This window comes from Roseburia sp. AM51-8, from assembly GCF_003478275.1.
GTDB lineage: Bacteria > Bacillota > Clostridia > Lachnospirales > Lachnospiraceae > Pararoseburia > Pararoseburia lenta.
The window spans coordinates 383143-402526 of sequence record NZ_QUEY01000002.1 but is presented as its reverse complement, the minus strand read 5'-3'; the positions used below and the strand labels follow the sequence as shown (position 1 = coordinate 402526).

The following is a 19384-nucleotide window of genomic DNA, read 5'->3' as shown; positions in this document are numbered from 1 at the left end:
TTCTTACTATTCGTCGCCAAGATCGTCTCCATCGAAATCATCAGAAAAAGCATCCATATCCGGCTCTTCTTCCTCATCCTCAATGTTGACTAACTCTTCGCTGTCTGCATCGAATTCCTGCTTGGTAAATCCACTCTTTGCAAAAGATTCGCTGCTTTCAAATGCGAAGTTCTTATCTCCGGCAATGATAGCATTGATGTCTGTATTGCCATATTCGCTGGTCTCCATCAACTGTACTTCGTTTCTGTCTTCGTCTAAGACTTTGACATCCAGACCCAGAGCCTGTAATTCCTTGAGGAGCACCTTGAATGACTCTGGAATACCCGGTTCAGGGATATTCTCGCCCTTGATAATGGCTTCATATGTCTTAACACGTCCTACAACGTCATCGGACTTCATTGTCAGAATCTCCTGCAATGTGTAAGAAGCACCATAAGCCTCGAGTGCCCAAACTTCCATTTCTCCGAAACGCTGTCCACCGAACTGTGCCTTACCACCAAGTGGCTGCTGTGTAACCAATGAGTAAGGACCGGTAGAACGAGCATGGATCTTATCGTCTACCAAGTGGTGCAACTTCAGGTAATGCATGTGTCCGATGGTTACCGGTGAATCAAATTCCTCACCTGTACGTCCATCACGCAACTGTACCTTTCCGTCGCGTCCTAACTTAACGCCCTTCCACAGTTCTCTGTGTTCTCTGTTATCAGATAAATACTGCATGACATCATCACGCAACTGATCTTTATATTTTGCTTCGAACTCATCCCACTCCATGTTTACATAGTCGTTGGAAAGTTCCAAAGTATCCTGAATATCGATTTCCTTTGCGCCATCAAATACCGGTGTCTCGATATTGAAGCCCAGTGCCTTTGCTGCAAGGCTAAGATGGATCTCCAGGACCTGACCGATATTCATACGAGAAGGTACACCCAGTGGGTTCAGCACGATGTCAAGCGGACGACCGTTTGGCAAGAATGGCATATCTTCTACAGGAAGCACGCGGGAAACGACACCCTTGTTACCATGACGACCAGCCATCTTATCACCGACAGAGATCTTTCTCTTCTGTGCGATATAGATGCGGACTGCCTTGTTTACGCCCGGTGACAGTTCATCACCGTTTTCACGGGTAAATACCTTGGCATCTACGATAATACCGTATTCGCCGTGTGGCACCTTAAGGGATGTATCACGGACTTCTCTTGCTTTTTCACCAAAGATGGCACGGAGCAATCTTTCCTCTGCGGTCAGTTCTGTCTCTCCCTTTGGAGTAACCTTTCCGACCAGGATATCTCCGGCACGGACTTCTGCACCGATACGGATGATACCATTTTCATCCAGATCCTTGAGTGCGTCATCACCGACACCCGGAACGTCTCTTGTGATCTCTTCCGGTCCAAGTTTGGTATCTCTGGCTTCTACTTCGTATTCTTCCATATGGATAGATGTGTAAACATCATCCTGTACCAATCTCTCTGAAAGAAGAACCGCATCCTCGTAGTTGTAACCTTCCCAAGTCATGAAACCAATCAGAGGGTTCTTACCAAGTGCAAGTTCGCCCTTGGATGTAGAAGGTCCGTCTGCGATAACCTCGCCTTCTTCGACATGATCGCCCTTGAATACGATCGGACGCTGGTTGTAGCAGTTTGACTGGTTGCTTCGAGAGAACTTTGTCAGGATATACTCATCCTTGTCACCATCTTCTGTGCGGATGATGATGCGGTTGGACTCAGAACGCTCTACCACACCTGCGTGCTTTGCAACAACGCAGACACCGGAATCGACTGCTGCCTTTGGCTCCATACCGGTTCCGACAACAGGTGCTTCTGTAGTAAGAAGTGGCACTGCCTGACGCTGCATGTTGGATCCCATCAGCGCACGGTTAGCATCATCGTTCTGCAGGAACGGGATCAATGCTGTAGCGACAGAGAATACCATCTTAGGAGATACGTCCATGTAATCAAACATGAGCTTATCGTACTCCTGGGTCTCCTCGCGGAAACGACCGGAAACGGAATTACGTACAAAATGTCCTTCCTCATCCAGTTTCTCGTTCGCCTGTGCTACATGGTAATTGTCTTCTTCGTCTGCTGTCATATATACAACTTCATCCGTAACACGCGGATTCTGTGGGTCGCTCTTGTCGATCTTACGATATGGTGCCTCGATGAAACCATACTCGTTGATACGTGCATAACTAGCCAGAGAGTTGATCAAACCGATGTTTGGTCCTTCAGGGGTCTCGATAGGGCACATTCTACCGTAGTGAGAATAGTGTACGTCTCGAACCTCGAATCCGGCACGGTCTCTTGACAGACCACCAGGTCCCAATGCGGATAAACGTCTCTTGTGGGTCAACTCGCCAAGTGGGTTGTTCTGATCCATGAACTGTGACAACTGGGAAGATCCGAAGAACTCCTTCACTGCTGCCGTTACCGGCTTGATGTTGATCAGGCTCTGTGGTGAAATGCCTTCCAGATCCTGTGTTGTCATACGTTCACGTACCACTCTTTCCAGACGGGAAAGACCGATACGATACTGGTTCTGTAACAATTCGCCGACCGCGCGGATACGACGGTTGCCCAAATGGTCGATATCGTCATCATGACCAACGCCATACTCTAAGTGCATATTGTAGTTGATGGATGCGAAGATATCCTCTCTTGTAATATGCTTCGGGATCAGGTCATGGATATTCTTCTTGATTGCATCAGCAAGGTCTTCTGCTGTCTCATTCTCTTCTAAGATCTGCGCCAAAACCGGATAGTAAACGAGTTCGTTTACGCCCAATGCCTTGGTATCGAAGTCAACATAATTGCTGATATCTACCATCATATTGGAAAGAACTTTGACATTTCTCTCCTCAGCCTGTACCCATACATATGGTACGGCTGCATTCTGGATAGCATCTGCCAGTTCACGGTTTACGACCTTACCTGCCTCTGCAAGAATCTCGCCTGTAGTCTCGTCCACTACGTCCTCTGCGAGAATCTGTCCGTTGATACGGTTGCGGAGTGCTAATTTCTTGTTGAACTTGTAACGTCCTACCTTTGCAAGGTCATAACGTCTTGGGTCAAAGAACATAGCAGAAATCAGGCTTTCTGCACTTTCCACGGTAAGCGGTTCGCCCGGACGGATCTTGCGGTATAATTCCAAAAGACCGCCTTCGTAAGAACCGTTTGGTTCTTTTTCCGTAATAGATGGATCCTTGCCAAAAGATGCAAGGAGTTTTGGCTCCTCACCGAACAGATCGATGATCTGCTGGTTGGTACCAACACCAAGTGCACGGATCAATACAGAGATCGGCACTTTTCTGGTTCTATCAACACGAACATAGAAAACGTCATTAGAGTCTGTCTCATACTCGAGCCAAGCACCACGATTCGGGATCACGGTACAAGAATACAATTCTTTACCTACCTTGTCGTGTCCGATTGCATAATAGATTCCCGGGGAACGAACTAACTGGCTGACGATGACACGCTCTGCACCATTGATCACAAAGGTACCTGTCTCTGTCATCAAAGGCAGATCTCCCATAAAGATCTCGTGCTCGTTGATCTCGTCGGTCTCTTTGTTGTAAAGACGAACCTTTACTTTCAAAGGAGCAGCATATGTCGCGTCTCTTTCCTTACACTGTGGAATTGTATATTTCACATCATCTTTGCATAATGTAAAATCAACAAACTCCAAGCTTAACTGACCGCTGTAATCAGCGATCGGAGAGATATCATCGAAGACTTCTTTTAATCCCTCATCGAGGAACCACTGATAAGAATCCCTTTGGATCTCAATCAGGTTAGGCATCTCCAATACCTCTTTTTGTCTCGAGTAACTCATACGCATGCTTTTTCCAGACTTGACTGGACGTATTCTGTTTTTCTCCATTGACGTTTCACCTCTCGTTTATATTTTAAGTCTATTGAAAAATGGGCATAAAATTCCCATTGCACCACAATAAAGCATCCTATACTATACAACAATTTCTCTCAGGATGCAAGAACTTTTTCACTTTTCACTTGACAAATTGCCATTTTTTTGCATTGTGCGGATTTTTGGCACGTTAGGGCCTTTTGTGTAATAGGGAATCCCACGGAAAAATCCCATCACACAAAAAGACACCAGGATCACGAATAACCCTGGTGTCTCTGCTTGCAATACTAATTATGCCATCAGGCGGGAATTACTTTAATGTAACCTTAGCGCCTTCTGCTTCTAACTTAGTCTTGATGTCTTCTGCTGTAGCCTTGTCAGCTGCTTCCTTAACGATCTTAGGAGCGCCATCAACTAATTCCTTAGCTTCCTTCAAGCCAAGACCAGTTGCTTCACGAACAACCTTGATAACCTTAACCTTGTTAGGACCTACTTCTGTAAGTTCTACATCGAACTCGTCCTTCTCTTCAGCTGCTGCTGCGTCTCCGCCTGCTGCTGCTACTACAACGCCTGCTGCTGCAGATACGCCAAACTCTTCTTCACAAGCCTTTACTAAGTCATTTAACTCTAATACGCTTAACTCTTTGATAGCTTCGATAAATTCTTCTGTTGTCATCTTTGCCATGATAATTTCCTCCGTTTTAAATTTGATTTAATAATTTCTTTTTAATGAAGTGATTACTCTTCTGTTGCCGGTGCTTCGCCGCCCTGCTCAGCGATCTGGTTAAGAACTCTAGCCAGATTTGTGATAGGTGACTGCAAGCTTCCAAGTAACTTGGACAACAATTCGTCTCTTGACGGAACTGCTGCTACTGCCTGCATTCCGTTTGCATCATAGAATGTACCTTCTACGACACCAGCCTTGATTTCAAGTGCAGGTGCTGTCTTTGCAAACTTAGCAAGGATACGTGCAGGAGCTGTCGCATCTTCTGTAGAAATAGCAATAGCGCTAGGTCCTTCTAACACTGGAGCCAGGCTTTCATAGTCAGTTCCCTTGAAAGCAAAGTTCATCATTGTGTTCTTGTATACCTTGTAAGTAACGCCTGCTTCTCTTAATTCCTTACGTAACTGTGTGTCTTCTGCTACCGTCAATCCACGATAATCAACAACAACTACAGACTGTGCGTCTTTGATGTTTGCTGAGATCTCGTCAATGACCGGCTGCTTTAATTCAACTTTTGCCACGTTTCGTGTACCTCCTTATTTTATTTCATCTTGCTTAGACTTTGGAGATTTTATCTGATGTCCTGCCAACAGGCAAAACAAAAGCCTCTCTGTGCTAGACAAAGAGGCTCAAAAAATCATAATCATATCGTTTAAAAACGATCGACTGTCCTCGGTAGGTCGTATACGTTATGCCTTGCGGCACCTACTGTCTTCGGCAACATGCTTTCGCATTATATCATTGTATTATACGAATGTCAATAACTACTGTGCAACTTTTGCAACATTTACCTTAACGCCAGGTCCCATTGTAGGAGCCAAAGAAATGCTCTTAATGTACTGGCCCTTAAGACTGCTTGGCTTAGCCTTGTTAATGGCATCCATAAGGGTCTGGAAGTTGTCCGCTAATTGTTCCTCTGTAAAGGAAGCTTTTCCAATTGGCACATGGATAATATTGGTCTTATCCAATCTGTACTCAATCTTACCAGCCTTGATATCGTTGACAGCCTTGGTTACATCCATAGTAACTGTTCCTGCCTTTGGGTTTGGCATTAAGCCTTAGGTCCAAGTACACGTCCCAAACGACCTACAACACCCATCATGTCAGGTGTAGCAACAACTACATCAAAGTCCAACCATCCATCGTTCTGGATTCTTGGGATCAGTTCATCTGCTCCAACGAAATCTGCGCCTGCTGCAGTAGCCTCATCAGCCTTAGCACCCTTAGCGAATACTAAAACCTTGACAGCCTTACCTGTACCATGTGGTAAAACTACAGCACCACGGATCTGCTGTTCTGCATGACGTCCGTCACAACCGGTTCTGATATGAGCCTCGATTGTCTCATCAAACTTAGCAGTAGCATTCTTCTTTACTTGAGCGATTGCTTCTGCTGTTTCAAATTGAGCTGACTTGTCGTATGACTTTGCAGCCTCAACGTATTTCTTTCCTCTTTTCATTCTATTTACCTCCTGTGGTAGTATCGGGAGAGGTCCCTCCCACTGTTTCAACTTGTTTTAAATCGCGCAAATAAGGAAGTTCTTTTCGCTAAACTCGAGCATCGCTTACGCTCGCTCTCGTTAATCTCAAAGAACGACCTCGCACTAAATTCGAGCTGTGCTTACGCCCGCTCTCATTAAGTTGCTTTCGGCCTATTCGGTCACCTCAACGCCCATACTGCGCGCTGTTCCTTCGATCATGCTCATAGCAGCCTCAACTGTTGCTGCGTTCAGGTCAGGAAGTTTTGTCTCAGCAATTTCCTTTACCTGAGCCTTTGTGATCTTAGCAACCTTTTTCTTGTTCGGTTCGCCTGATCCGGACTGGATCTTAGCAGCCTTCTTGATCATAACTGCTGCTGGCGGTGTCTTAGTGATGAAACTAAAACTTCTGTCTGCATAAACAGTGATTACAACAGGGATAACAGTATCTCCCATATCAGCTGTCTTTGCGTTAAACTGCTTTGTAAACTCTACAATGTTTACACCATGCTGTCCAAGTGCAGGGCCAACTGGTGGTGCAGGTGTAGCTTTACCAGCAGGAATCTGCAACTTAATATATCCTTCGATTTTCTTTGCCATTGGATTGTTCCTCCTTAATTCATTTTCTTAACATCCGCAAAACTGATCTCGACCGGTGTTTCACGACCGAACAGTTCTACATTGATCGTCACGCTCTGCTTGTTGTGATTCATTGTCTGAATAACACCAACGGTATCTTTCCAAACACCGCCGATAACAGCAACGGTATCACCTTCATCAAAGTCAACGACCACATTGTCTGTTTTGATCCCCAGTGGTCTCATTTCAGCATCTGTAAGTGGTACAGGCTTGCTTCCTGGTCCAACGAACCCTGTCACGCCTCTGGTATTTCTGACCACATACCATGTGTCATCGTTCATGACCATATTGATCAGAACATATCCCGGGAACATCTTCTTGGAAGATGTTTTTCTAACACCATCTTTCAATTCTGTGACATCCTGCATAGGAACACGAACCTCAATAATCTGATCTTCCAAATGACGATTCTCGATGGTCTTGTCAATATTCGCTTTGACTTTATTCTCATAACCTGAGTAGGTATGGACTACATACCAGTGTGCCTCTGCCATAATACTTCTGCCTCCATTATAATTTCACTAGAAAATCAACGCCATACTGAATCACGTAATCCAGGATTACGATGATAAATGCAACTACAACTGACGTAGCAACAACTGCTACCGTCTGCTTCCCAACCGATGAGCCGTCCGGCCAGATGATCTTTGAGAACTCTGTCTTCAGACCTGCAAAGCGCTGGGACATGCTTTTCTTTTCTGTGTCTGCCATATCAACTCTCCTTTACCCCAATTACTTGGTTTCTTTGTGTAAAGTGTGTTTCTTACAGAACTTACAGTACTTGCTCGTTTCCATACGATCTGGATGAGTTTTCTTGTCTTTTGTCGTATTGTAGTTACGCTGCTGACATTCTGTGCATGCCAATGTTATTTTCGTGCGCACAACTTCCACCTCCACTTAAATTTTTCTTGTGTTTTTCTATGCCAGAAATTTAGGCATAAAAAAAAGACCTACTTCCGTCGCTTAACAACTATACCATAGCCCTTGCTTTTCCGTCAATATATTTTTTGTTTTTCATAAGCGTTTTTTCACAGAAAGTTTTTTCCGTAAAAATCCGCGCCATCACTCCTTTGGCTTCGTAATGTGATCATAACACTTTATATCCGCATTATAAATAAGAAGTTTCCATATTTTGTGGATGACAAGCCGGCATTTCCGTACTATAATATAAGTGAATAAATGGATTTTTATACCCTGCCTACAGAACACCATAGAAACATGGATTGTTTCTCTTATTGTTTTGCAGCGTATTTCAAGGAAGAAAGGAGGGGATGTCTTATGGCACGCATTGATGCCGCTTACAATTATCTATTGTCTACCTATGGCAAGGCCACAGGTTCTCGTTATGATTCCCATAAGAAGAGTGAATTACGCTCTCTTTACAACAACATCATAAAGACAAACAAGGAATCCCCTCTATATAAGATTACGCAGACGGGGGATGTCAAAGAATTTGCTATCGATATCAAGGCCAATGCACACCAGCTGCAAAGCGCCATTTCTGCGCTCAATGATGACGGGGATGATATTGCATCTATGCTCAAGAAAAAAGTGGCAGTATCCTCTGATGAAGATACCATTTCTGTACATTTTGTAGGCAACGATGCTGACCAGGAACAAAACGGCTTCGATATGGAAGTCATTTCTCTGGCCGGACCACAGACCAACGAAGGTCATTATCTGCGCCGCAATGATTATAGCTTTGAAGAGGGAACTTATTCCTTTGATTTGGACATGCCAACGAATTCCTATGAATTCCAGTTCAATGTCAATCCTGGTGATAACAACTTTGACGTCCAGAGCAAAATCGCCCGTTTGATCAACCAGTCCGACATCGGTCTGATTGCAGAAGTAAAGTTAAATCGCCGAGGCGAGAGTGCCCTTAGCATCCAATCCAAACAAACCGGACTTTCTGCAGATGAAACATCCATTTTCTCCATTCAGTCCGGAAGTTCTTGGAACGAAATCAACACCCTTGGTATTTCACATATTACGACGCCTGCAACCAACTCTGTTTTCCGTTTAAACGGACAGGAGCACTCATCTTTGTCAAATACCTTTACCATCAATCGCTCTTTTGAAGTGACAATGCATAAGACCTCCGCAGATGCAGGCAAGCCAGTCCATATCGGATTCCAAGCAAGCACTGCCGCCATTACCGAGGCATTGACAATTTACTGGGCGCATACAATAAGTTATATGATGTAGGAAGCAAATATGCCACATTGCATGGCAGCCACCGCCTGTTAAACGAGGTTTCTGCCATCAGTAATCATTTTTCTGATGCACTTGCTGCTGTTGGCATTTCCTCTAATGAAAGCAGACATTTACAGCTGAATCAAGAGCAGTTCTCTGCTGCCATCTCAGGAAATGATGCTTCCGAGCATTTTAACACGTTGAATCAGTTTAAGAGTGCGTTGTCCGGTGAAGTCAACCGCATCTCTATTGATCCGATGCGCTACATCAACAAAGTAATTGTAGAATATAAAAATCCCGGCAAAACCTTTGTGGCACCATATGCCCCAAGTGCTTATGCCGGAATGCTCATTGACCAGGCTCTATAAGACATTCTCTTCTTTCAGAATGTTACACATTTTCCTCATTCGCTCGATGTAGGTATGATCTGCTTTTACACATTCATACCCACGTCGGGCGATTTTTTTTACGTTCTTCTTCATGTTTTAAACAAAAATCAAACCCAAATCATCCAATACGCTCCAATCGCTCCTTCGCCGGCTCATAATGACCCGCTTTTCTATAAAATTCTTTTGCTTCATCCATACGGTGCTGCTTTTCACGACACTGACCGGCATAATAATACGAAAGAAAAGCATTGCTTCCCTCAATCGCATCCGGGCGCTCATTTGTGGCCTTTGCAAACTCGATCACGGCCTGTTCAAATTGGTTCTGTTCAAAATAAACCAATCCCATAATCATGCAAAAATCGGCATATTTACCAAAATCGTCATATACAGCCTCGAGAACGATACCTTCCTTCCCCTGACCACTGTTAAGTAAAGATAAGCCGTAGCCCTTCACCATCTCAATAACAAATTCGTCCTCTGTATTTAAGTTGAATGCTAAGCCCGTCTCAAAATACTGCGCAGCCGTCGCATAATCCTCTATCATATAGAAACTTTTTCCAAGTGTATAGAGCAAATATCCAACTTCATTTTGCACTTCCGGTGCTGCCTCCTGCAAATCCTCATCGGTATGCTGATTTACGAAATTGTCTAATTCCATTTGCAGCAGTTCGATGCTACGCAATACATCTTCTTTATCGCCAATATAATCTTCCACAAAAAAATCTTTCGCCAATGTATCCATGATGTCTCCCATCTTTCCTTCATAATAAGTGTTCCTATTGTACCACAAATGTGCTAAGGTATAAACGAATAAAATGATGAGGTTTTCAATATGCATAATGAAAGAAAAAAAGATCCTTATATGAAAACCGATGTCAAAAGCAACTGGATCGAGCAATGCACGAATCTCGTGGCACAGTTATGCTTTTTGCTGGGAATTATACTTGTGTAATAGAAAAAACGACGAATTCAGGTTATCCCGAATCCGCCGTTTTTTATTGACGATCCACCAAACTAACTCGTATATCCTTGTCGAGACAGTTTGCATATTTGACAAGTACCTCCATGGAAGTGATATGCTTCTTGTTTTCAATGCGTGCCACATTAGCTCGATTGATTCCTGTTTTGTCAGAAATGTCCTGCTGTGTCAAATCCATCTCTTTTCGGATTGCTACAAGTTCGTCAATCAAACGATCATTCAATTGCTGAGAGGCTTTTTCTATCAGTACCTTCTCTTGGGATGTGTTAATTGTGTAATCCATGTCATCCTCACTTTCAGTTCGCATAAACAATGCTTTGATAGGAGTATACCACTCTAATGCGGAAGTTGACAAGGTGGAAAAAAGGGGCAAAAACTAGCAATTCTTCATTTGTCATAACCCCTTACCTCCTTTCCATACATGTTTCCTCTGGGAACATTGTATAAGGCAAGAATTCATAAATGATACTCATCTATAACCCACAAACTTGTTGAAGTTCAAAAATTTGCTCTGTATGTTGAGAAACAACCGAATTTAATGCATCCATATTCGTCTGCATCTGATCATGATCCTTGACCCATAACTCATACTTCTTGTACTCTGTATTCACAACCGTACACAATTCTCGCATACATAGAAAAAATGCTTTGACTGGATTATAGCATCCTTCAAAGCATTTTTTCATTCGTGACACTTTTCTACAGTTTCCGTAGTTTATTCAATCCCGGCTAACATAAGGATATGCTTTATTTTTTCGTTAATCCTAGCAACCAATGCGACACAATATCAACTCCTTGCTTCTATAACCTCTTTCAATTTAGTAGAACTTGTCGTTTCGGTGTAAGGAAAGAAAACAATATCGGAACCCTGGGAACGAAGCCAAGCCTGCTCGGTAAGCCAACTAGCGTCATGCTCATAATCACTACCTGAAAATTGAACATCAAAATGATATTTCCGGTATACATCTCTAGTTCCTGCCGCTGCAACCGGCAAAATAAAAGTTTTGTCTACATACTTACACGCCTGAACAATTTCCTTTCGTTCCTGCTGCCCCACATACGGTGCATGCGCCTTCCCTGACCTCGCCTGTTCATCGGAGACAACCCCTACAAGTAAGATATCGCATTGTTCCTTTGCCCGCCGGAGTAGATTAAGATGCCCAATATGGAACAAATCAAAAACACCAGCAATATAACCAAGATGATATTTCTTCGGTTTTATATCAGCAGCCTCCTCTTTCCGAGCAATCTCTTGCACATCATCATTTAGATTGGCTACGGCAGGTCGTTCAATATTTGGATTATATATCCCATAGTTTTTCACTCCGGCATCCAGCAACTGCCTAAGCACTGTGCTAAACTGTTTGATACAAAGAAAAACTTTATAATCATCCGGATTCATATCCACCAAAACATCGGGGGATTCCACTTTCACCCCATCAACAAACTGTCCCTGTTTTTCCCAGTTGTTATCCAACAATGCTTCAATATGAACCACCTCCCCATATTCAGCAATAAATTTCTTTGCCCAAACTCCGCTTCCAAAGACAAAAATTTTCTTATTCCTAACATCCCACATCAAATCCACGAAAATCCTTTGATAATCCGCTGCAGAATAATTTATTTTCTGCCGATTCACATCTATCAAGGAATAATCCACCAAATGTCGACTGTTGTAAGATATTAATCTCTCCCTATTACGTAGTTCTTTTATATACTTATCCCCCATTGCGCGATATACAGGCATTTTCCGTTCCAATCCATAGCAGGTAGAAAAATATGAGATTGGCACAATCTCTTTCATCCTCTTATCCCCCATATAAATAATATCCAAAGTTCTGGCCAGCACAACGCCAATGGGATATTTGGTTTCGCAAAATTCCTGGTCAAAAAATACAAAGGTGTCATTTACATAAAAACTATTCAATGGCACCAAATCAATATATGTCTTTTCATATATTGGTGCTAATTCTTCTTTTTCTGTTCCCGGAACTTCTGATGAGGACGCCAAAATCTTATCCAAAAACTCAGTCGTTTTTTCAATAAATTTTTCCCTGTCCTGATATACCAGTGTTCTGAGGTACTGCATAACTGTAGGAGCCTGGATATAAGGCATCGAACATCCCGTCAATTCCTTTCCCTCACACTTACCCATAGTCTTGGGTGCCATAGGAATCACAGGGATATTTCTCTTTTCCAACTCCTTAGCATTTTCCAGAAGTTTGTCTATGCGGGAACATCCCTCCGGATACAGCGCAAATTTGTACACCAACTCATTCTGACATATAACGGTGGCTACTGCGTTATCTCTCCCTCGATCCATAGACGTGGTCACATGCTTTACTTCAAAAAATTCGTCACCGATACAGCAATCAATCAGGTAGCATTTGCCATCTGATGAAACATTCCATTTTGAATCAAACTGTTATACACCTTTGCCACATCCATAAAAACAGACGTCGGATGATGATATAATGCGGTATAACGAATCTCCAAATCCTCTTCCGGAAGATAATCCCAACTGTAAATCTGCTGAGGCATCATTAGTCCCGGCAATATAGAGTATCCCCGATATTCATCAAATCCAGTTTTCTTCAAGAACCTCTCTATTTCATATCTGGCGTAACAACGGCCTTCCATTCCCTTTTGATTCTGTTCTGTCAGTCCTGGGTAATTCTCAATCCCATCCATGACATGATTCGTGTATGGATCATAATCTCCCGCAAAATACTGTAAGCCCAAACGATTTTCACATGCCAAAAAAAGGTGACCACCAACCTTTAGGTCACTCTTTAATGTCTGCAATGTATCCTCCGGATTTTCCGATTGCTCCAAAGCACGCACTGCCACAACATAATCAAAGGGAGGTGTTGTTTTCTCCACAACTCCCCTTGATATAATATCCTGTTTGAATTCTTCCGAGCAATCTCCCACAAAATGTACGCTGGCCCCTTCTCTCCAGGGATACCAATTTAGAAGACCGCTGGTTAACATTTGTTCTGTCATTTTTCTTCCAATACTATAAACCAACAATTTGCTTTGGGCTAATTCCCCTACTCAACACTTGACTTTTTAACTCTTCAAAATACTTCGAACTTGATATAACATAGATCGCTTTTGTATGTTTTTCAACCACTTCGTCCATAGATTCTATCCATATTCCTTGATAATTTTTTCCACACTTAAAGAAATCGTTATCACATGCATAAACCTTTTCTCTTTTGGAAAATATCTCCAATAAACGGCGACCATATACCCCACAGCCAACAATTACAATCTCTTTATTCTCAGCCATATCAATAATTCGTCTTACATGTTCGACTACAGAGTATGATTGTATACTTCGTATATCATTTAAAAGCATCTCCTTATCTCTTAATGGCAATACCAAATATTTCCATCTCTCTTTTGTTATATATGTATTGTACTGCTTCCATTTTTTCAAATCATCTTCCAACTCAGAAACGTAGGTTTTCAAGAAATCATTTCTCTCTTTATCATCCAAGCGCGTCAGATTCCAATAATAATCCCTGTACTTCCATAGATAATAATAATCCCATATTTCCTGATCCGTGCAATTCTTTTTCTGTAAAAATCTCTTTATATATTCATATTCCTCGTAAATGGCAAATACCTTCGACTTACTTTTCACAGAAGAATGTTCATTATCAATACGATAATTATAAACGCCTTGAGAAATATGATATGTTTTTTTGCCATTGCTATAACAAGAAAACGAAATGAAACATCCTGAAAAGATGCTCCCGGACTCTCCTGATGCCAAATTTCGTATTTCTCCAAAAATTCTTTTCTATAGAGAGCCGTCCAATTCGCTGTTATTTCAGATTCCACTCCTGATTTCAGAGCTTCCTTCCCTTCCAATTTTTTGTCCTTACATAAGATATCCCGATATTTTTCTGCTCTATATTGGTAGCGTTGTCCCCTAATGTCAAATATTTTAAAATAATCTCCATCCACATAGTCATAATCTTCATATATTGTTGGTTCCAATAATATCTGTATCGCATTATAGGGCAAGGAATCATCACTTTCCAAAATACCCACATACCTTCCATTCGCATTTTGCATGCCTACGTTTATTTTATGCCCATAACTTCCGTTTTTGTCGAGAATAAGTCTTACTCTATCATCTTCTTTCTGATATTTTTTTACTATAGTTTCAGAATTATCTTCACCTGATCCTCCAACACATATAATCTCTATATTCTTATATGATTGACGAACAGCACTATTTATACATTCTTCAATATATTTTTCAGAATTATGTATTGGCACAATAATGGAAACATCTGGTTGCATCATAAACTATACCTCCACGAAATCTGTAACTTTAGCTTGAGTACCACAGCATGTCCATTCTATTGGATTCTTTACACAATGTTCACACAAGGGGACACCTTCTTGCATAAGTCTCTTTAACTCTCTTCCAGATATCTTCCCATCCAATTGATATATTCCATCTGACGGAAGATCTAGTCCAAATCTTTTATTCAGTTCTTGTACGTACATAAGCGAAGGACATCTGGCAATTTTGCCATTCCATACATTAACACACCCATCAGAAATACATAGTTTGTCATAAGTTTTGTTGCTTTGTTCAACCAATGGTTTGTTGAACATCTGTTTACTGTCATATGGTCTTATTTTATACCTTACATTGTATTTTTCTAATGTGTCCTTCACTTTATCAATAATCTGATGTGTAGGTTTATATTCAGAGATACTGATTTCCACATTATACTGATTGATTGTATGAAATACATTAGAGGATATTTGAGGCAACAACAATCCATTCGTAACAATATGTAATCGAGTATCTGGCAACAACTCATATGCTTGGATAATATATTCCTCAATATCAGGATTCAAAAAAGGTTCGCCTCCAAGTAAATAAAAATCCACAATATGAGTAAAATTTGATGCCAATAATTCTATGTCGTGTATTCGTTCAGTTGTATCCGGCAATTGTCTAGAAAAAATAGGTGAATAGTGCGTGCAGCCTCTGCAATTTAGATTGCAATAATCTGAAACATGCATTTCCGCCTGTGACAATACAGCGACTCCCCAATTACTGCAGTCTATACAACAATTATCTATAAAAGCTGTTTTTTGCATATTCCTTTCGTTATCAAACAAAAATATATTATTGTATTCAAGTTCTCTTAATAAATCATATATTTGTACAATTTTATCTGAACTTGCAACAGATATTACAATAATATCCTCCCTTGGAACCTCTGTTAATTCGGAGATTTTTATACCTGCACATAATTGTCCACACCTGTATGAATCCACAAATCCCGCAAACATATTTTGTTGATTATTATATGTAGCATATTTCTTGTAAGCCTCTAAGCCCCTTTTCCCTGCTCCATAAATCCAAATTTTTTTCATATTACATATTCTGCCTTTTGTTAATTATACCTACATACTCCTAAATCAGCACCCTGTCAAAACCCTTATAGTTCATGAAATTCCCATATTATTTTATCAGCAATAACGCCATAGTTATCACACATTTCCTGTATAATTTTTTTGACTGCACTCTCTGATTTTAATGCTATTACCACATAGTCATAATCGACACTAGTAAAGTCCATATACCGTGATAGTTTTTTGCTACCACAACACGTCTTATTCTTATCCATCCATGCTACTATTTGACAGTAGTTCAATTCCGTAATTTGTTTATAATATGACTGTCCCACATTCCCTGCACCGTATAAAACAATTTTGCTTCCTTTTGGTATTTTGTTATATGGAGCAAGGTATCCCCCCCTATTGCACGTAATTTCATATTTTTGCAATCTCAATTGCGCGCTATGTGCAAAAAACATATCCAATTGTCGTACATAATTAGCATCACCATTAAAACACTCTTTTAGATACTCATATAACTGTACTAATTTATAATAATAATTATCGTCCCGAAAATAATATGCAACCTCACCACTCACACGAATTCTATGATAATACTTATATGCATTTATAATGGCATAGGAATTAGCTGAATATAGAGTTGGATATACTACCGCTGCATCATCGCCATAAAGTATACAAATTTTTCTTGCCCTTTCTAAGTGTGGCATAATGATTTCCCGCTTAAATAATTTGTTACATAATGACGGATCTATGCCGTAGGAGTTTGTATTCTCATCCCAAATCATTGTGGAACAAATCGTATTCCTATATTCAGTTTCTTCAAAAAAACCTTGTTCTATTTTCTCCACAGATTCTATTTGATAGCCAGCACTTTTATAACGAATAATTTTATATGAAATAATATCTACTTCCTGCTCCATATATTCAGAAAAAATACTATATGTATCACTAGCAATCCAATCATCTGAATCTACAAATGTAATATAATCTGTTTCTAAGTTAAATGCGCCAACATATCTCGACTCTAATTTTCCTCTATTCACCTGATGAATCACTTTAATTCTAGAGTCTTTTTTCTCAAATTCGTCACAAATTTTTTCACTGCCATCATTTGAACCATCATCAACTAATACAACTTGTAATTTTTCATAATTCTGATTTAAAATACTTTCTACACATTGCACTAAATAGTTTTTTGTATTGTAAATTGGAACTACCACTCCGATGCTCTTCATTCTATTTTAACTTACCTCTCATTAACTTCTTGCCTTATATTCAAAAATAGATAAAGTATCTTTCCTCATAGATTAATTCACAGAATTTTTTACATATCCATCTAATGGTTTTAATTGTTTAACTCCCAATATAACTCTTGCCGTTTACTAATATTGTATAATCTTTTTTCATCCACCCACGATGCGTCATAATGATGTACAGCATAAGTATGCTCAGTAGGTCTTATTATCCCTGTAATATTACTTTTTCCAGACAAAACTTTTTCTGGATAAATAGTCATATCGCCAATAATCTGGTAATCTCCATTCGTTTTATATCCCTTATTTGCAAAGTACTGCTTCTGCATAGCCGGTGCTGCGACCATTTTATTTACATCAAACTTTATATTATCATATAATTCTCGTAATTCGCCTATCATACCATTGTTTTTTCTTGCGCCAAACCCCAACCCTAGGCTAACACATTTTGATTCATCTATTCCGCAAAATGCTTCCTGATACAATAAATCATCTAACGGCTTCAATAATTCTACATCCGTATCCAAATAAATACCTCCGTTACAATATATTATATCCAACCGAGCATAATCCGGTACAAACCCCCATTTTTTTGCCTCATAAGCTTGCCTCATAAATTTGTTTTTATTTATATCATAATTGTCCTCATTCCATTCTATAATCTCATAATCTGGACAATATTTTTTCCAACTTTCCATCCATATCCTATTTTTTTCGGGTATAGCACTCTTTCCGAACCAACAATAGTGTATTCTTTTCGGTATCACAGGCTTCGTCAAAATCCTATAATCGCTAGGATAAAATCTTTTATTTTCAAGTTCATTGTTTTCCATATCCATTAAAAATACTAATATACAACATTCCATATCTTTCATAGTTTCAAATTTTTCTATTTGTGAATAAATCTCTGCCACATTAAGTACTGCTATAACCATAATGTACATTGTGACATTTTTCTTGCTAAATTCTTCTACCGATATGATTGGAATTTCCTTTTCATTAACTACATAGTATTTCCCTTGTTTTTCATTACTGTTATCAATAAATAAATCTATTTGGGGATTTTCATGACTTCTAAGAAATCTCTCGAGTAACCTTCCTGTTCCAAAAAAGCACAATTTTTTACCATGATTATAATTGTTCAAATAATCCCATGTATAATTTTTTAGAATCACATCTTTTCCCTCCATTTATTTCATTTACAGTTTTAGTATGTCCTGTATAATGGATTCTGTTTTGGTCTACCTCTCAATAATGTTCTAGTATATATGCATAAACCGATGTATCTGAAAATCCCACAAAATTCTCACCATTTCTACCATCAAAATGTTTGGTAGTCAATTTTGATAAATACGTATCATGTGTTAATTCTTCAAATAGTGATGTTGAATACTCTTCCTTTAATCCTTCGGCTAATTTGCTTGAATTTTCATTGTTGATTGGGATTTCATTGTATAAATCATTCGCTCCATCAACATATACAAGAGCTGCTTTTATAAAATAATCAACAGTTAAATAGTACTTAATTTTATTGTTGAATTTATAGTATTCGCAAAATAGATCAAAAAGAAATTTAAATATTTCATTTCCCTTTACTCCTCCCATACACCACAAAGACCATTGGGAGTAACTTGAGAAATGGTGCTTTTTTCCCCTACATGTATATAATGGTAACTCAAAAAATCCTACTGGAAATGGCTTATGAATAAGAACCGTTGCATCAAACCAAATCCCACCATATTTATACAACAATTTTTCACGGAGCATATCTGAAAATGTGGTTAACGTAATACTTCCATCTTTCACTTTTTCCATAATATAATCTGGAAATTCAACATAGTTTTCACAATTTTTTTCCGTGATAACTATGTGTTCCACTTCATTTGGCAAATTCTTCTTCTGGCTGTTTATGCATGCCTTCACTAAATCCGGTGCCTCTTCTTCCCCTTGCCACCAACAAGTCCACGCATATCGCTTATTGTTATAGTCAGATTTCTCACCCATAAGTCCCCTCACACTATAGTTAGATTTCTCTAAAAATCCCCTCACTTCCCCTATGCAATCCTCATAATATATTTCTTGCTTCCCATTATTCTGCAATAACGTACTATCAATCACATATACTTTTCCTTTTGAATCTCCTAATGTTTTTATAACCTCCATTCTTGCTTTTCGTCCCAGCGCAACAATAATAATTTGTCCTTTTTTGACAGCCTTCTCTTCATATTGCAATACTGGTTTTCCCAGCATTCGCGATTCCCCACTTATTTGAGAGACAAAAAAAGCCTTTATTTTATTTAATGTACCATAATATTCTCTTATTTGAAGTGCAAGTTCTCTTGCGACAGTTCCATCTCCATATATCCAAATATCATTTTCCATACTTTCAAATAGTTTATTCAGTTTCTCATTTGAATCAATGACTACCATACTGATCTTCGACCTCTAAAT

General features: G+C 39.9%; 19 protein-coding genes, 1 pseudogene and 1 other annotated feature. Of the genes and pseudogenes, 2 read left to right on the top strand and 18 right to left on the bottom strand.

Features of this window, described 5'->3' with window-relative positions; all coding sequences use genetic code 11:
* Positions 1-6 precede the first annotated feature (6 nt).
* The 8 genes and pseudogenes from rpoB to rpmG form a co-directional block, all read right to left on the bottom strand.
* Complete coding sequence (gene rpoB / locus DW996_RS05645) at positions 7-3888, bottom strand: DNA-directed RNA polymerase subunit beta (RefSeq protein ID WP_118535125.1); 3882 nt, start codon at positions 3886-3888, stop codon at positions 7-9.
* Positions 3889-4183: 295 nt separating this feature from the next.
* Positions 4184-4558, bottom strand: a complete 375-nt coding sequence (gene rplL, locus DW996_RS05640; RefSeq protein WP_118280360.1) for a 50S ribosomal protein L7/L12 — start codon at positions 4556-4558, stop codon at positions 4184-4186.
* Positions 4559-4611: 53 nt separating this feature from the next.
* Positions 4612-5118 (bottom strand): 50S ribosomal protein L10, encoded by a 507-nt coding sequence (gene rplJ, locus DW996_RS05635; RefSeq protein WP_118280361.1) that lies wholly within the window; start codon positions 5116-5118, stop codon positions 4612-4614.
* 68 nt (positions 5119-5186) lie between these two features.
* Positions 5187-5333: a sequence feature (ribosomal protein L10 leader region), on the bottom strand.
* Positions 5334-5361: 28 nt separating this feature from the next.
* A pseudogene (gene rplA / locus DW996_RS05630) lies at positions 5362-6056 on the bottom strand (50S ribosomal protein L1).
* Between the two features lie 192 nt (positions 6057-6248).
* Positions 6249-6674, bottom strand: a complete 426-nt coding sequence (gene rplK / locus DW996_RS05625; protein ID WP_118280363.1) for a 50S ribosomal protein L11 — start codon at positions 6672-6674, stop codon at positions 6249-6251.
* A 14-nt stretch (positions 6675-6688) separates the two neighbouring features.
* On the bottom strand, positions 6689-7207 hold the full coding sequence (gene nusG / locus DW996_RS05620) for a transcription termination/antitermination protein NusG (protein ID WP_118280364.1): 519 nt from the start codon (positions 7205-7207) through the stop codon (positions 6689-6691).
* A 16-nt stretch (positions 7208-7223) separates the two neighbouring features.
* Positions 7224-7424 carry a preprotein translocase subunit SecE gene (secE, locus tag DW996_RS05615; protein ID WP_118535124.1) on the bottom strand — a complete coding sequence of 67 codons (201 nt, stop codon included), beginning with the start codon at positions 7422-7424 and terminating at the stop codon, positions 7224-7226.
* A 21-nt stretch (positions 7425-7445) separates the two neighbouring features.
* Positions 7446-7595 carry a 50S ribosomal protein L33 gene (gene rpmG / locus DW996_RS05610; RefSeq protein WP_118280366.1) on the bottom strand — a complete coding sequence of 50 codons (150 nt, stop codon included), beginning with the start codon at positions 7593-7595 and terminating at the stop codon, positions 7446-7448.
* 396 nt (positions 7596-7991) lie between these two features.
* On the opposite strand from rpmG, the gene DW996_RS05605 reads away from it, so the two are divergent.
* Complete coding sequence (locus tag DW996_RS05605; RefSeq protein ID WP_118535123.1) at positions 7992-8921, top strand: hypothetical protein; 930 nt, start codon at positions 7992-7994, stop codon at positions 8919-8921.
* Between the two features lie 17 nt (positions 8922-8938).
* Positions 8939-9277 (top strand): hypothetical protein, encoded by a 339-nt coding sequence (locus tag DW996_RS05600; protein WP_118535122.1) that lies wholly within the window; start codon positions 8939-8941, stop codon positions 9275-9277.
* A 139-nt stretch (positions 9278-9416) separates the two neighbouring features.
* Here the strand turns inward: DW996_RS05600 and DW996_RS05595 are convergent, their stop codons facing one another.
* The 10 genes from DW996_RS05595 to DW996_RS05545 form a co-directional block, all read right to left on the bottom strand.
* Positions 9417-10040 (bottom strand): tetratricopeptide repeat protein, encoded by a 624-nt coding sequence (locus DW996_RS05595; protein WP_158575231.1) that lies wholly within the window; start codon positions 10038-10040, stop codon positions 9417-9419.
* A 253-nt stretch (positions 10041-10293) separates the two neighbouring features.
* Positions 10294-10560: a helix-turn-helix domain-containing protein gene (locus DW996_RS05590; protein WP_158575229.1), complete on the bottom strand. Its 267-nt coding sequence runs from the start codon at positions 10558-10560 to the stop codon at positions 10294-10296.
* Positions 10561-11064: 504 nt separating this feature from the next.
* Positions 11065-12600 carry an adenylyltransferase/cytidyltransferase family protein gene (locus DW996_RS13255; RefSeq protein ID WP_243098679.1) on the bottom strand — a complete coding sequence of 512 codons (1536 nt, stop codon included), beginning with the start codon at positions 12598-12600 and terminating at the stop codon, positions 11065-11067.
* A gap of 53 nt (positions 12601-12653) precedes the next feature.
* Positions 12654-13283: a hypothetical protein gene (locus DW996_RS05575; protein WP_118535118.1), complete on the bottom strand. Its 630-nt coding sequence runs from the start codon at positions 13281-13283 to the stop codon at positions 12654-12656.
* Between the two features lie 13 nt (positions 13284-13296).
* Positions 13297-13929 (bottom strand): hypothetical protein, encoded by a 633-nt coding sequence (locus tag DW996_RS05570; RefSeq protein ID WP_118535117.1) that lies wholly within the window; start codon positions 13927-13929, stop codon positions 13297-13299.
* Positions 13926-14600 (bottom strand): glycosyltransferase family 2 protein, encoded by a 675-nt coding sequence (locus tag DW996_RS05565; RefSeq protein ID WP_118535116.1) that lies wholly within the window; start codon positions 14598-14600, stop codon positions 13926-13928. The genes DW996_RS05570 and DW996_RS05565 overlap by 4 nt, the downstream gene beginning before the upstream one ends.
* A 3-nt stretch (positions 14601-14603) precedes the next feature.
* Entirely contained in the window at positions 14604-15692 is a 1089-nt protein-coding gene (locus DW996_RS05560) for a radical SAM protein (protein ID WP_118535115.1), read from the bottom strand.
* Between the two features lie 65 nt (positions 15693-15757).
* Positions 15758-16915 (bottom strand): glycosyltransferase family 2 protein, encoded by a 1158-nt coding sequence (locus tag DW996_RS05555; RefSeq protein ID WP_118535114.1) that lies wholly within the window; start codon positions 16913-16915, stop codon positions 15758-15760.
* Between the two features lie 110 nt (positions 16916-17025).
* Positions 17026-18108: a glycosyltransferase family 32 protein gene (locus DW996_RS05550; RefSeq protein ID WP_158575228.1), complete on the bottom strand. Its 1083-nt coding sequence runs from the start codon at positions 18106-18108 to the stop codon at positions 17026-17028.
* A gap of 73 nt (positions 18109-18181) precedes the next feature.
* Positions 18182-19363, bottom strand: coding sequence for a capsular polysaccharide synthesis protein (locus DW996_RS05545; RefSeq protein ID WP_118535112.1), 1182 nt, complete (start codon positions 19361-19363; stop codon positions 18182-18184).
* Positions 19364-19384 lie beyond the last annotated feature (21 nt).